This is a genomic window from Cupriavidus oxalaticus (genome assembly GCF_038900635.1).
Lineage (GTDB): Bacteria > Pseudomonadota > Gammaproteobacteria > Burkholderiales > Burkholderiaceae > Cupriavidus > Cupriavidus oxalaticus_B.
This window is the reverse complement of sequence record NZ_JAYMRX010000008.1, coordinates 1-13,868: the sequence shown is the minus strand read 5'-3', so window position 1 is coordinate 13,868 and position 13,868 is coordinate 1. Positions and strand designations below refer to the sequence as shown.

Annotated in this window: 9 protein-coding genes; 8 read left to right on the top strand and 1 reads right to left on the bottom strand. The window is 67.2% G+C overall.

Annotated features, from left to right (window positions below; genetic code table 11):
- Positions 1–6: 6 nt before the first annotated feature.
- Together VSR71_RS14915 and VSR71_RS14910 are read left to right on the top strand one after the other, a co-directional pair.
- Complete coding sequence (locus VSR71_RS14915) at positions 7–1,773, top strand: efflux transporter outer membrane subunit (protein ID WP_342914634.1); 1,767 nt, start codon at positions 7–9, stop codon at positions 1,771–1,773.
- 263 nt (positions 1,774–2,036) lie between these two features.
- Positions 2,037–2,861 carry an EamA family transporter gene (locus VSR71_RS14910; protein ID WP_428979413.1) on the top strand — a complete coding sequence of 275 codons (825 nt, stop codon included), beginning with the start codon at positions 2,037–2,039 and terminating at the stop codon, positions 2,859–2,861.
- Between the two features lie 3 nt (positions 2,862–2,864).
- Here VSR71_RS14910 and VSR71_RS14905 read toward each other — a convergent pair whose 3' ends face one another.
- Positions 2,865–3,374, bottom strand: a complete 510-nt coding sequence (locus tag VSR71_RS14905; protein WP_428979405.1) for an N-acetyltransferase family protein — start codon at positions 3,372–3,374, stop codon at positions 2,865–2,867.
- A 189-nt stretch (positions 3,375–3,563) separates the two neighbouring features.
- Here VSR71_RS14905 and VSR71_RS14900 point away from each other — a divergent pair, with 189 nt between their 5' ends.
- The 6 genes from VSR71_RS14900 (at position 3,564) to VSR71_RS14875 (ending at position 12,832) form a co-directional block, all read left to right on the top strand.
- Positions 3,564–4,034 carry a helix-turn-helix domain-containing protein gene (locus VSR71_RS14900; protein ID WP_342914631.1) on the top strand — a complete coding sequence of 157 codons (471 nt, stop codon included), beginning with the start codon at positions 3,564–3,566 and terminating at the stop codon, positions 4,032–4,034.
- Between the two features lie 333 nt (positions 4,035–4,367).
- Positions 4,368–5,699: an MFS transporter gene (locus tag VSR71_RS14895; protein WP_342914630.1), complete on the top strand. Its 1,332-nt coding sequence runs from the start codon at positions 4,368–4,370 to the stop codon at positions 5,697–5,699.
- 74 nt (positions 5,700–5,773) lie between these two features.
- The gene (gene nirB / locus VSR71_RS14890; RefSeq protein ID WP_342914629.1) at positions 5,774–8,335 is read left to right on the top strand and encodes a nitrite reductase large subunit NirB; all 2,562 of its coding nucleotides are present in this window, start codon (positions 5,774–5,776) and stop codon (positions 8,333–8,335) included.
- Positions 8,336–8,361: 26 nt separating this feature from the next.
- Positions 8,362–8,748: a nitrite reductase small subunit NirD gene (gene nirD / locus VSR71_RS14885; RefSeq protein ID WP_342914850.1), complete on the top strand. Its 387-nt coding sequence runs from the start codon at positions 8,362–8,364 to the stop codon at positions 8,746–8,748.
- A 77-nt stretch (positions 8,749–8,825) separates the two neighbouring features.
- On the top strand, positions 8,826–10,067 hold the full coding sequence (locus tag VSR71_RS14880) for an NAD(P)/FAD-dependent oxidoreductase (RefSeq protein ID WP_342914628.1): 1,242 nt from the start codon (positions 8,826–8,828) through the stop codon (positions 10,065–10,067).
- A gap of 41 nt (positions 10,068–10,108) precedes the next feature.
- A complete protein-coding gene (locus VSR71_RS14875; protein ID WP_342914627.1) occupies positions 10,109–12,832 on the top strand; it encodes a molybdopterin-dependent oxidoreductase in 2,724 nt (907 codons plus the stop codon).
- The last annotated feature ends 1,036 nt before the right edge of the window (positions 12,833–13,868 follow it).

Genomic DNA, 13,868 nt, shown 5'->3' with positions numbered 1-13,868 from the left:
TCCTTCATGCCAAGCCTGAGCCGCCACTCCTTCCGCACACCACGCCTGCTGCCCCGCACCTCGGTGTTGGCGCTGTCGCTGGCGCTGGCAGCCTGCACGCTGGAGCCACAATACCAACGGCCGGAAGCGCCGATTCCTTCGGCGTTTCCGGATGGCGCCGCCTACCGCACGCCGCAGGCCCGCACCGCTGCCGGACAGGCTGGCCAGCCTGCCCAGCCGGTGCAGCCGCCCGGACCTTCCGCCGCCGATCTCGGCTGGCGCGATGTCTTCGTCGACCCGCAACTGCGCCAGCTGATCGAACTCTCGCTGGCGAACAACCGCGACCTGCGCATAGCCACGCTTTCTATCGACGAAGCCCGCGCGCTCTACCAGATCGAACGCGCGGCGCAGTTCCCGACGGTGGAGGCCAATGCCGGCCTGGTGTCGCAGCACCTGTCGTCGCGGCTGCGCGCGCCGGGCCAGTCGCAGCAGATCACCACCTACAACGCCGGCATCGGCTTTACCGCATTCGAACTCGATTTCTTCGGCCGGGTGCGCAGCCTCAAGCATGCGGCGCTGGAGCAATACCTGGCCACCGAGGAAGCACGCCGCAGCGCGCAGATCGCGCTGGTGGCCGAGGTTGCCAACGCCTATCTGACGCTGCGCGCGGACCGCGAGCTGCTGCGGCTGTCGCAGGACACACTGAAGTCTCAGCAGGAAGCGGCCGAGATGGTGCAGCGCGGACGCCAGGCGGGCGCAATGGCGCAACTGGACCAGCATCGTGCGCAGACCCAGGTGCAGACCGCACAGGTTGGCGTGGAACAGTACACGCGGCAGGTGGCGCAGGACGAGAACGCGCTGGCGCTGCTGGTCGGCACCCAGTTGCCGAAGTCGATCGCTGGGGGCGGCAATCCGGCCGCGGGCGCGGCGGCAGACGCGCTCGAGCCGCGCACGCTGATGCAAGAGTTCCCGGAGGGGCTGCCATCGAGCCTGCTGGAGCGGCGCCCCGACATCCTCGACGCCGAGCACCGGCTCAAGGCCGCCAACGCCAATATCGGCGCCGCACGCGCGGCGTTCTTCCCCCGCATCTCGCTGACCGGCGCGCTGGGTGTGGCCAGCACCAGCCTGGCGGGGCTGTTCTCCGGCGGCATGGCCTGGCTGTTCGCGCCGCAGCTGACGGTGCCGATCTTCGACGCCGGGCGCAATCGTGCCGGACTGGATGCCGCCAACGTGCGCAAGGACATCAACGTGGCGAACTACGAGAAGACCATCCAGACCGCCTTCCGCGAAGTGGCCGACAGCATGGCGGCGCGCGCGACCTATGAGCGCCAGGTCAAGGCGCAGGAAGCGCTGGTGCGCGAAACCAGCGAAACCCGGCGGCTGTCGGAGATGCGCTTCAAGAACGGGGTCGATGACTACTTCGGCGTCTTCGATGCGCAGCGCCAGCTCTATGCCGCGCAACAGTCGCTGGTCACGTACAAGCTCGCCGGGCTGACCAGCCGGGTATCGCTGTACAAGGCACTTGGCGGCGGCTGGCGGGAGGTGGCGGACAACACGGGCAATGGCGCCCGCCCTGCGCCACCCGGACCGGCGGCACCTGCCGCGCAGCGGGCGCCGGCTTCGGCAACGCCAGGCGCGGCGCAAGCACCGGCGACGGCAACGGCAACGGCACCGGCACCGGCACCGGCACAGCCACAGCCACAGCCACAGCCACAGGCACAGGCACAGGCACCGGCACCGGCAGCGCCACGCGCTGCGCAGGCGCCAGCACCGGTAGCCGCCGCGCCACGCTGAACGGCGTGCCGGCAGAGCGCAGCCGGGTAAGCGGCGCGAGACAGCGGGGCAAGACGGCAGCGCGCAGCCATTGAGCGCCTGCGGACCGGACCAACTGTACAGCGCCGCGCACCGGAACCTGTATATGGCGCCATGGGGGGACTTGCCGCATGATGCGGCTGCATCGCGCACCAGACGCGAGCATTCCCCCAGGATTCCAATTGCCGCACTCCGCCTCCGGAAAAAGCTCGACCCTTATCGCCGTCCTCGCCCTGACCGGCTCGATGGCATCGCTGTGCGTCGGCACGTCGTTCGCCAAGCATCTGTTCGACGCGCTCGGCGCGCAGGGCACCACGGCGCTCCGGGTCAGTTTCTCGGCGCTGATCCTGCTGTGCGTATGGCGGCCGTGGCGCATCCCCCTGACGCGCGCCAATGCGCTGGCGATCTCGCTGTATGGCGCGGCGCTGGGCGCGACCAACCTGCTGTTCTACATGTCGCTGCGCACGGTACCGCTGGGGCTGGCGATTGCGATCGAGTTCACCGGACCGCTGGCAGTGGCGGTGATGTCGTCGCGGCGCGCCATCGACTTCCTGTGGATTGCGTGCGCGGTGACGGGCCTGCTGCTGTTGCTGCCGGTTGGCGAGGCTGCCGGAACGCTCGACCCGGTTGGCATCGGCTATGCATTGGCCGCCGGCGTGGGCTGGGCGCTCTATATCGTATTTGGGCAGAAGGCCGGCAATGCACACGGCGGCCAGGCCACGTCGCTGGGGCTGACCATGGCGGCGCTGGTGGTATTGCCATTTGGCGTGGCGCACGCCGGCAGCGCGCTGCTCAGCCCGCCGCTGCTGCTGGCGGGGCTGGCGGTGGGCGTGCTGTCCAGCGCGATTCCCTATTCGCTGGAAATGGTGGCCCTCAAGCGCCTGCACCGGCGTACCTTCGGCATCCTGCTGAGCATGGAGCCGGCCATGGGCGCGCTGGCCGGGCTGGTGTTCCTGCATGAACAGCTGAGCCCGCTGCAGTGGCTGGCGATCGCCAGCATCATCACCGCTTCGGTCGGTTGCACGGCGACTTCGCGCGGCAAGCGCGACGCCGGCCGGGACGTGGCGTAACGCTCAGTACGCGCCGAACCAGTCCACCGGCAGCCGCTGGCTGCTGCCGGCTTCCTCCCGCAGCGTCATCGAGACTTCGTGCAGGAAGCTGTCCTCTGGATTGCGGCGGCTGCTGAAGCCCAGGCCCCGCAGGATCGCCAGCATGCGGCGGTTCTCGCTGAGCACGTCGCCGCGCATGGCGCGCAAGCCGGCCGCGCGGGCGTGGTCGCGCAACTTCGTGATCAGGCGCCGGCCCAGGCCCTGCCCTTGCCAGCCATCGGCGACGACCACCGCAAATTCGGCGACGCGGCCGGTCACCACGTATTCGGCGCTGGCGACGATGGCCGGAGTCCCTTGCGCGTCGGGTGCGACCACCACCAGGGCCATGCTGCCAGGCGCCGGGCTGGCCAGCGCATCGACGATCTCGTCGACCACGCGCCCGCCGGTGAGGAAGCGGAAGTAGCGGCTTTCACGCGACAGTCCGTCAACCATGGCCCGCAGCGCGCCGCGATCCTGCTCGCGGGTGCGGCGCATTGTCAGCTGCACGCCCCGGCCCGCGGGCCAGCTTTCTGCCGGCGGTTCGCTGGCGGCTTGCTCTGTCGTCGCTCCGGTCGATCCGGTCCTGCCTGTCATGCCACACCCCTGAATACATTATCTGTAGCCAGAGTATAGGCAATAACCTGACTTTTGCAAATGAAGTCAGCATGCTAAGCTGCCTGCATCATGAACGTCACTGAGTCCGCCCTCCGCCATTGCTCGATCGCCGCCACGCTATCGCTGGTCGGTGAAAAGTGGACGATTCTTATCTTGCGGGACGTTTTCCACGGCGTCACGCGCTTCGACGATTTCCTGAGGCGGCTCGAATGTTCCCCCGCCGTGCTGTCCGCGCGGCTCAAGACGCTGACCGAAGCCGGCCTGCTGCGCAAGGTCGGCTACCGCGAGCCCGGCGAGCGCGAGCGCTTCGAGTACCGCCCCACCCGTGCGGCAGTGGAGTTGCTGCCGGTGCTGATCGGCCTGATGCAGTGGGGCGACAGCCACATGACATCCTGCGGCGAAGGCCCGGTCCAGATCCGCTCGCAGGCCAGCGGCAAGCTGGTGCGCGCGGCGCTGGTCGACGAGGATGGTGTGCTGGTGTCTCCGCGCGACATGCAGATCGTCCCCGTCGCTCCCCGCCGCACCGAAGGCGAGGCATAACCCTCTTCCGTTTCTTGCTGCACCGCACCGGCACGGCACACCGCACTGCACCATGACTGTGCCATCGATCCGCCGATCGCCCCAGCACAGCGCATTGGGACTTGCCGCCGGCGCCACTGCGCGTTCCAAAGCCCACCCCGCCGTCACTTCACGCGCTGGCACACCCTTTGCGTAATGTGGTCCGGGCCCGTCAACGGCGACCGGCCCACCCCACATGCGCAGCAGCTATCCCATGTAGCGGCTGTCAGGACAACGGCGTCCCCTGAACTGTCTCATCAGACCATCGATGTGTCGGCTCGCGGGACGCCATTTGTTTTTTTGGAGCAAGTGACGATGACCGGCAAAGCCACCCGCATCGAGCTGCTGAGCTTGAGCACCCCGCAGATGCGCGCCTTCCACCTGACCTGGATGGCGTTTTTCGTCTGTTTCTTCGCGTGGTTTGCCTGCGCGCCGCTGATGCCGGTGCTCAAGGGCGAGTTCGGGCTGACCCCGGGCCAGATCGCCAATATCAATATTGCCGCGGTGGCAGTGACCATCCTGGTGCGCCTGGTGATCGGGCCGATGTGCGACCGCTTCGGCCCGCGCAAGACCTATACCGCCCTGCTGACGCTGGGCGCGCTGCCCGTGCTGGGCGTGGCGCTGGCGCAGAACTACGAGACCTTCCTGGTGTTCCGCCTGCTGATCGGCGCGGTCGGTGCCAGTTTCGTCATCACGCAGTACCACACCTCGGTGATGTTCGCACCGAATGTGGTCGGCACCGCCAACGCGGCCTCGGCCGGCTGGGGCAATGCCGGCGGTGGCGCCGCGCAGGCCATCATGCCGCTGCTGCTGGCCGCGGTGCTGATGCTGGGTGCTGACCATGCGCTCGGCTGGCGCTTCGCGCTGGTGGTGCCGGGCGTGCTGATGCTGATCATGGCCGTCGTCTACTGGCGCTTCACGCAGGACTGCCCGGAAGGCAACTACTCGGACCTGCGCGCCCGCGGCATCGCGATCACCGGCAAGGACGGCGCGAAGGACGCAAAAGCCGGCGGCGGCTGGGCCAGCTTCCGCGCCGCCAGCGCCAACTACCGCGTGTGGCTGCTGTTCATCACCTACGGTGCCTGCTTCGGCGTCGAGATCTTCATCCACAACATTGCCGCCTCCTACTACGTGGACCGCTTCGGCCTGAGCCTGAAGGCCGCCGGCATGGCTGCCGCCAGCTTCGGCCTGCTGGCGTTGTTTGCCCGCGCCCTGGGTGGCTGGCTATCGGACAAGGCGGCCCGCCGCCGCGGCCTGGATGCGCGTGCCACGCTGCTGTTCGTGCTGATCCTGGGCGAAGGCCTGGGCCTGCTGTGGTTCGCCCAGGCCGGCAGCGTGACGCTGGCCGTGGTCGCGATGCTGCTGTTCGGCCTGTTCACCCACATGGCCTGCGGCGCGACCTACGCCCTGGTGCCCTTTATCGATCGCAAGGCGCTGGGCGGCGTGGCCGGGATCATCGGCGCGGGCGGCAACGTAGGCGCCGTCGCCGCGGGCTTCCTGCTCAAGGGCCTGGGCGACCTGCAGCACACGCTGACCGCGCTGGGCGTGCTGGCCACCATCGCTGCCCTGTGCGCCATCGCCATCCGCTTCAGCGCCGAGCACAAGGCCCAGGAGCAGGCGCTGTATGACAGCGCGCTGGCCAACTGAGTACCCGCATCGCCCCACAGCACCCCATAGCAACATCAGGCAGCAAAGACTGACTACCGGACAAGGAAAGCATCATGAAACTGATCATCGTCGGCCACGGCATGGTAGGTCACAAGTTCCTGGAATCGCTGGCGGAAGCCGGCGCCGAAAACCTGGAAGTGACCGTCCTGTGCGAAGAACCGCGTCCCGCCTACGATCGCGTGCACCTGTCCGAGTTCTTCTCCGGCAAGTCGGCCGAAGACCTGTCGCTGGTGCCGGCGGGATTCTTCGAGCAGCACAACAACATGCTGCTGCGCCTGAATGCCCGCGCCGTCGAGATCGACCGCGCCGCGCGCACGGTCAAGGTCTCCACCGGCGAGACCCTGTCCTATGACAAGCTGATTCTCGCCACCGGTTCGTACCCGTTCGTGCCGCCGGTGCCGGGCAAGGACCGCAAGGACTGCTTCGTCTATCGCACCATCGAAGACCTGGAAGCGATGCAGGAATGCGGCGCGCGCTCGAAGACCGGCGTGGTCATCGGCGGCGGCCTGCTCGGCCTGGAATGCGCCAAGGCGCTGCGCGACATGGGCCTGCAGACGCATGTGGTGGAGTTCGCGCCGCGCCTGATGGCGGTGCAGGTCGACGAAGGCGGCGGCCGCATGCTGCGCCAGAAGATCGCAGGCCTGGGCGTGACCGCGCACACCGGCAAGAACACCGTCGAGATCGTCGACGGCGAGGACGGCACCCATCGCATGGTGTTCGCCGACGGCACCCACCTCGACACCGACATGATCGTGTTCTCGGCCGGCATCCGCCCGCGCGACGAACTGGCGCGCGCCAGCGGCCTGGAAGTCGGTGCGCGCGGCGGCATCTCGGTCGACAACAATTGCCGCACCTCCGACCCGGACATCTACGCGATCGGCGAATGCGCGCTGTGGGACGGCAAGATCTACGGCCTGGTGGCCCCGGGCTACGACATGGCGCGTGTGGCCGCGCGTCACCTGCGCGGCGAGGCTGCCGAGTTCGGCGGCGCCGACATGAGCACCAAGCTCAAGCTGATGGGCGTCGACGTGGCCAGCATCGGCGATCCGCACGGCACTGTGCCGGGCGCGCGCATCTACCAGTTCAGCGACGACCGCAAGGAGGTCTACAAGAAGCTGGTGGTGTCCGACTGCGGCAAGTACCTGCTCGGCGGCGTGCTGATCGGCGATGCCAGCGAGTACGGCACGCTGCTGCAGATGATGCTCAACAAGATCGAGCTGCCCGAGTCGCCGGAATTCCTGATCCTGCCCGACAGCAGCGGCAAGGCCAGGCCGGCGCTGGGCGCCGACGCGCTGCCCGACACCGCGCAGATCTGCTCCTGCAACAACGTCTCCAAGGGCGATATCTGCGGCGCCGTGTGCGACGGTGCCACCAGCATCGGCGCGCTCAAGAGCTGCACCAAGGCCGGCACCGCCTGCGGCGGCTGCGTGCCGCTGGTCACGCAGATCATGAAGGCCGAGATGAAGAAGCAAGGGATGGCGGTCAACAACCACATCTGCGAGCACTTCCCGTTCTCGCGCCAGGAGCTCTACCACCTGGTGCGCGTGGGCAAGTTCAAGACCTTCGATGCGCTGCTGGAAGCGCATGGCAAGGGCATGGGCTGCGATATCTGCAAACCGACCGTAGGCAGCATCCTGGCCTCTTGCTGGAACGAGTTCGTGCTGAAGGAAGAGCACGCCAGCCTGCAGGACTCCAACGACTACTACCTGGCCAACATCCAGAAGGACGGCACCTATTCGGTGGTGCCGCGCATGCCGGGCGGCGAGGTCACGCCCGAAGGCCTGATCGCCGTCGGACAGGTGGCCAAGAAGTACGGCCTGTACACCAAGATCACCGGCGGCCAGCGCGTAGACCTGTTCGGCGCGCGCGCCGAGGAACTGCCCTTCATCTGGGAAGAGCTGATCGCTGCGGGCTTTGAATCGGGCCATGCCTACGGCAAGGCGCTGCGCACGGTGAAATCGTGCGTGGGCTCGACCTGGTGCCGCTATGGCGTGGGCGACTCGGTCGGCCTCGCCGTCGAGCTGGAGAACCGCTACAAGGGCCTGCGCGCGCCGCACAAGATCAAGTTCGGCGTATCGGGCTGCACGCGCGAATGCGCCGAGGCGCAAGGCAAGGACGTCGGCGTGATCGCCACCGAGAAGGGCTGGAACCTGTACGTGTGCGGCAACGGCGGCATGAAGCCGCGCCACGCCGAACTGCTGGCCAGCGACCTCGACCACGACACGCTGGTGCGCTACATCGACCGCTTCCTGATGTTCTACGTGCGCACCGCCGACCGCCTGCAGCGCACCAGCGTCTGGCGCGACAACCTTGAAGGCGGCCTGGACTACCTGAAGGCCGTGGTGCTCGACGACAAGCTCGGCATCGCCGCCGAGTTGGAGACCGAAATGCAGCACGTGGTCGACACCTATGAAGACGAGTGGAAAAAGGCCGTGACCGATCCCGAGACACGCAAGCGCTTCCGCCATTTCGTCAACAGCGATCGCCGCGACGACAACCTGGTCTTCATCGAAGAACGTGGCCAGATCCGCCCGGCCACGCCGGAGGAACGGAAATTGCAGCGTTCGCGGCTGGGCCACATTCCCGTGGTCGCCGTGCCCGCAAAAGCAGCCTGATCGTGCAAGCATTCAAGGAGAACGTGATGAGCCATCCCCACCAGCCGGAAACCTGGACCGCGGTCTGCACCGTTCGCGATATCGTGCCCAATACTGGTGTGTGCGCGCTGGTCGATGACAAGCAGATCGCCGTGTTCCGCATCGGCCGCGGCGAAGAGGTCTACGCCATCGATAACTTCGATCCCAACTCGCAGGCGGCGGTGCTGTCGCGCGGGCTGGTGGGCAACCTGGGCGAGCGCCTGGTGGTGGCCTCGCCCATCTACAAGCACCACTTCGACCTGCGCACCGGCGAATGCCTGGAAGCGCCGGAGCAGTCGGTCAACGCCTACAGCGCGCGCGTCTACGACGGCAAGGTGTGGGTTGCCGCCAGCAGCGTGGCGATGCGCGAGGCCGAGGAAGAACTCGCCGCCTGATCCGCCTTTTATCCACCTCTTTCGTCGCGCCCCCGATGCTCACCACCGCCTTCACGCCCAGCTCCGGAGATGCCGGCATGACGCCGTCCGATTCCACCCAGGCCCGTCCGCGGCTGGTCGTCGTCGGCAACGGCATGGCCGGCATGCGCACCGTCGAGGAGCTGCTCAGGCTCGCCCCGGACCTGTACGACATCACGGTGTTCGGCGCCGAGCCGCACGGCAACTACAACCGCATCCTGCTGTCGCCGGTACTGGCTGGCGAGAAGACGGTGGCGGACATCATGCTCAACACGCGCGAATGGTACGAAGAGAACGGCATCGAGCTGCTCGCCGGCGATCCCGTGGTGTCGATCGACCGACCGCGCCGCGTGGTGCGTTCCGCGTCGGGACGCGAGGTGCGCTATGACCGCCTGCTGCTGGCCACCGGCTCCAAGCCGTTCATCCTTCCGGTGCCGGGCCACCAGCTCGAAGGCGTGATCGCGTTCCGCGACATCCAGGACGTCGAGACCATGCTGCATGCCGCGCGCAATCACCGCCACGCGGTGGTGATCGGCGGCGGTCTGCTCGGACTGGAAGCGGCCAACGGCCTGCTGCGCCAGGGCATGGACGTGACCGTGGTGCACCTGGCCGACAGCCTGATGGAACGCCAGCTCGACAAGCCCGCCGCCACGCTGCTGCAGGGCGCGCTGGAACGCAAGGGCCTGCATTTCCTGCTGGGCGCGCAGACCGCGGAGATCCTCGGTACCGAGCGCGTCACTGGCGTGCGCTTCAAGGACGGCAGCGAAATTCCGGCCGACCTGGTGGTGATGACCGCAGGCGTGCGCCCCAACATCGAACTCGCCGCCGGCGCGGGCCTGCACTGCGAACGCGCCATCGTCGTCGATGACACGCTGCAGACCTACGATCCGCGCATCTACGCGGTCGGCGAGTGCGTCCAGCATCGCCAGGCTACGTTCGGGCTGGTCGCGCCGATCTGGGACCAGGCGCGTGTGTGCGCAGCCCATCTCGCCGGTGCCGGCCATCGCCGCTACGTGCAGCAGGCCACCGCGACTAAACTGAAAGTGACCGGCGTCGACCTGTATTCCGCTGGCGATTTCATCGGTGCAGAAGGCTCCGAAGACCTCGTGCTGCGCGACGCGCGCCGCGGCGTCTACAAGCGCCTGGTGCTGCAGGATGGCTGCCTGGTCGGCGCCGTGCTGTACGGCGACGTGCAGGACGGGCCGTGGTATTTCGACATGATCCAGCGCCGCACGCCGGTTGGGGCGCTGCGCCAGCGCCTGCTGTTCGGCAAGGCGCAGTGCGAAGCGCTCGCTGCCTGAGCATTGCCAATGCCATATAACGCACCCCGCACGGAGAACGCGTGAACCTGTCCGACATCCCGGTTGTATCTGCAACCCTGACCACTACCACCGCCACGACCTGCCCGTACTGCGGCGTCGGCTGCGGCGTGCGTGCCACGGTGCGCGCCGACGGCCAGGTCGAGATCGCGGGCGACGCGCAGCATCCGTCCAACCAGGGCCGGCTCTGCGTCAAGGGCTCGGCACTTGGCGAGACCGTGGACCTGGAAGGCCGCCTGCTCCATCCCAAGCTGCGCGATGCCGACGGCCAGCTGCAGCAGGTTTCGTGGGACCGTGCGCTCGATACCGTGGCGCAGGGCTTCAGCGACATCATCCGCCGCCATGGCCCCGACTCGGTCGCGCTCTATGTCTCGGGCCAGTTGCTGACCGAGGACTACTACGTCGCCAACAAGCTGATGAAGGGCTTCATCGGCAGCGCCAATATCGACACCAACTCGCGCCTGTGTATGTCGTCGGCCGTTGCCGGCCACAAGCGCGCCTTTGGCGAAGACCTGGTGCCGGGCAGCTATGAAGACCTGGAGCTGGCCGACCTGGTGGTGCTGGTGGGTTCCAATACCGCGTGGTGCCACCCGATCCTGTTCCAGCGCCTGTCCAAGGCCAAGGAAGCCCGCCCCGGGATGAAAATCGTCGCGATCGACCCGCGCCGCACCGCCACCTGCGAGCTGGCCGACCTGCACCTGGCGGTTCGTCCCGGTACCGACGTCTGGCTGTTCAATGGACTGCTCAGCTACCTGGCACGCGAAGACCATACCGATGCAACTTTCATCGCCGCAAGCACCGCGGGACTCGACGAAGCCCTGCAGGCGGCCGACGTCGATTGCTCCGACCCGGCCGCCGTCGCCCGCGCCTGCAAGCTCAGTGTGCAGGAAGTGCTGGATTTCTATGCGCTGTTCGCCGGCACGGAAAAGACCGTGACCGCGTTCTCGCAAGGCGTCAACCAGTCCTCCGCCGGCACCGACAAGGTCAACAGCATCATCAACTGCCACCTCCTGACCGGCCGTATCGGCCGGCCCGGCATGGGCCCGTTCTCGCTGACGGGGCAGCCCAACGCCATGGGCGGGCGCGAGGTCGGCGGCCTGGCCAACATGCTGGCCGCGCATATGGAGCTGGCCAACCCGCTGCATCGCGACGTCGTGCAAAGCTTCTGGCAGTCGCCTGTGATGGCGGACCACAACGGCCTGAAGGCAGTGGAGTTGTTCGAGGCGATCGAAGCCGGCCGCGTCAAGGCGGTCTGGGTCATCGCCACCAACCCGGTGGTCAGCCTTCCCGACGCCGACCAGGTGCGCCGCGCACTCGCCAAATGCGAACTGGTAGTGGCCAGCGACATCATCGAACGCACCGACACCAACGCGGGCGCGCACGTGCTGCTGCCCGCGCTGGGCTGGGGCGAGAAGGACGGCACCGTCACCAACTCGGAGCGCCGCATTTCCCGCCAGCGCGCCTTCCTGGCCGCACCGGGCGAAGCGCGCGCCGACTGGGACATCTTGTGCGACGTGGCACGCCGCATGGGCTTTGCCGGCTTCGACTATGCCGGGCCGCACGAAATTTTCGACGAGCACGCGCGCCTGAGCGCCTGGCGCAACGACGATACGCCGCGCGTGTTCGACATCGGCGGGCTGGCCGGCCTGGACAAGGCTGAATACGACAGCCTGGAGCCGGTCCAATGGCCGGTTCCTGCCAACGCTGCGATTGACTCGCAGCGACTGTTCGGCGACGGCCGCTATGCGCATGCAGACGGCCTGGCCCGCTTTGTCGCCACGCCAACGCGCGCGCCAGCCAATGCGCCGGACGAAGATTTCCCGCTGATCCTCAACACCGGGCGCGTGCGTGACCAGTGGCACACCATGACGCGCACCGGCAAATCGGCACGGCTGGCCGACCACTTACCCGAGCCTTTTGTCGACATGCACCCTCAGGATGCGCTGCTGTGCGGCGTGGGCGAAGGCAAGCTGGCGCGCGTCAGTACCCGCTGGGGCGCGATGGTGGCGCGCGTGCATCATGGCGGCGGGATTCCGCGCGGCAGCGTGTTTGTTCCGATCCACTGGAACGGGCAGTTCAGTTCCGATGCGCGCGTGGGTGCGCTGGTCAATCCGGTGGTCGACCCGGTCTCGGGCGAGCCGGAATTCAAGCACACACCGGTGCGGGTAGAGCCGTTCGGGGTCAGCTGGCATGGCTTCGTGCTGAGCCGGCGCGAGTTGCCGGCCGAGGCGCTGACGTACTGGACACGCGTGCAAGGCCGCCAGTTCCAGCGCTACGAATTTGCTGGCCGTGAAGCCGTATCCGACCGTGCCGCGTGGGCGCGTGAACTACTCGGCGTGACGGATCCGGAAGCGGACTGGCTCGAATATGAAGACCGCACCGCGGGCGTGTACCACGCTGGCTATGTCGTCAATGACCGGCTTGAAGCCTGCGTATATGTGTCGACGCGGCCTGAACTGCCGTCGCGTTCCTGGCTGTCCGGCCTGTTCGGCCGCGAGCGGCTCGAGGACACAGACCGCATCGGCCTGCTGCTCGGCCAGCCAATGGAGAAAGGTGCGGATACCGGGCCGACGGTGTGCTCCTGCTTTGGCGTAGGGCGTAACACCATCTGCGATGCGGTGCGGAAGCATGATCTGAAGACGCCGGCTGAGATCACTGCCTGCGTCAAGGCCGGCGGCAACTGTGGGTCTTGTGTGCCCGAGCTTAAGAAGTTGCTGGTGGAGATACGGGTGGTTGAGGTGGCTTGATCGGTTTTTGGGTTGCGGCTGGTGACATGCTGTCGGTCTGTTTGAATCTATGTTGTCGCTGTTGATGACATGCTGTCGGCTGTTTTAGCGCCCTCTGTCGCTGCTGGTGACATGCTGTCGGCTGTTGAACCGCCTGGTTCCGCCCTCCTGGGCGGGTAACTATTTGTCCGAGCGACAAAAAGTCACCAAAAAGCGCGTTTACGGCCCTGCGGGCGGCCACTCTTATCGTAGTCGGCGAGAGTTTTCGTACGGGGCTGGGCTTCGTTGCAGGGCAAGGCTGCCTGACGCCTTGGTGCGCCACGGTGGCTGGGATTGATGCGGTGATTGAACGAGCCCAGATCTGTGGGTGGCCTCTGCTGCTGGCGGCAACGTAGGAACGCCTACGGCTGCGCTGCGCGCCGGCAGCATCTCCGGTCGGGGGCCCTGACATGGAACGCGTCGCTACGCTCGCTTGGCGCTATCGTGGGCGGCAGCCTCTCAGGTCGGGGGCCGCATGGAACGCGTCGCTGCGCTCGCTTGGCGCTATCGCGGGTGAACCCGCAGCCTTTTTTCCCTGCCCGCTTGTTTGCTCCCCTCGCCCGCCTGCGGGAGAGGGGCCGGGGGTGAGGGCCGGAGCCCCCACGAAGTAATGCCAGCCAGTTTGCCGGCGCTGCACCAAGACCTTTGTGTGCGCGGCCCCAAGCGTGCGACGCCGAGGCCGAAGCGCAAGCCAGGACATGGACGCCAGCGCTGCCACGTTAAGGCCGGCGCGCAGCGCAGCCGAAGGCGTCCCTAGGTTGCCCCCAGCAGCAGGGGCCACTCACAGCTCTGGGCTCGTTCAAACATCGCATTAATTCCGAGCCACCGGGCGCACCAGGGCGTCAGGCAGTCCTGCTCTGCAACGAAGCCCAGCCCCGTACGAGAGCCCCGGCCCACTACGATAAGAGTGGCCGCCCGCAGGGCCGTAAACGCGCTTTTTGGTGACTTTTTGTCGCTCGGACAAAAAGTTACCCGCCCAGGAGGGCGGAACCAGGCGGTTCAACAGCCGACAGCATGT

What these genes read in the sequence shown, in the direction of transcription:
- VSR71_RS14910 (WP_428979413.1), top strand. Translation starts at nt 2,037, where the DNA reads ATGGCATCGCTGTGCGTCGGCACGTCGTTCGCCAAGCATCTGTTCGAC.
- VSR71_RS14915 (WP_342914634.1), top strand. Translation starts at nt 7, where the DNA reads ATGCCAAGCCTGAGCCGCCACTCCTTCCGCACACCACGCCTGCTGCCC.
- nirD (WP_342914850.1), top strand. Translation starts at nt 8,362, where the DNA reads ATGAGCCATCCCCACCAGCCGGAAACCTGGACCGCGGTCTGCACCGTT.
- VSR71_RS14880 (WP_342914628.1), top strand. Translation starts at nt 8,826, where the DNA reads ATGACGCCGTCCGATTCCACCCAGGCCCGTCCGCGGCTGGTCGTCGTC.
- VSR71_RS14895 (WP_342914630.1), top strand. Translation starts at nt 4,368, where the DNA reads ATGACCGGCAAAGCCACCCGCATCGAGCTGCTGAGCTTGAGCACCCCG.
- VSR71_RS14905 (WP_428979405.1), bottom strand. Translation starts at nt 3,374, where the DNA reads ATGCGCCGCACCCGCGAGCAGGATCGCGGCGCGCTGCGGGCCATGGTT.
- VSR71_RS14900 (WP_342914631.1), top strand. Translation starts at nt 3,564, where the DNA reads ATGAACGTCACTGAGTCCGCCCTCCGCCATTGCTCGATCGCCGCCACG.
- nirB (WP_342914629.1), top strand. Translation starts at nt 5,774, where the DNA reads ATGAAACTGATCATCGTCGGCCACGGCATGGTAGGTCACAAGTTCCTG.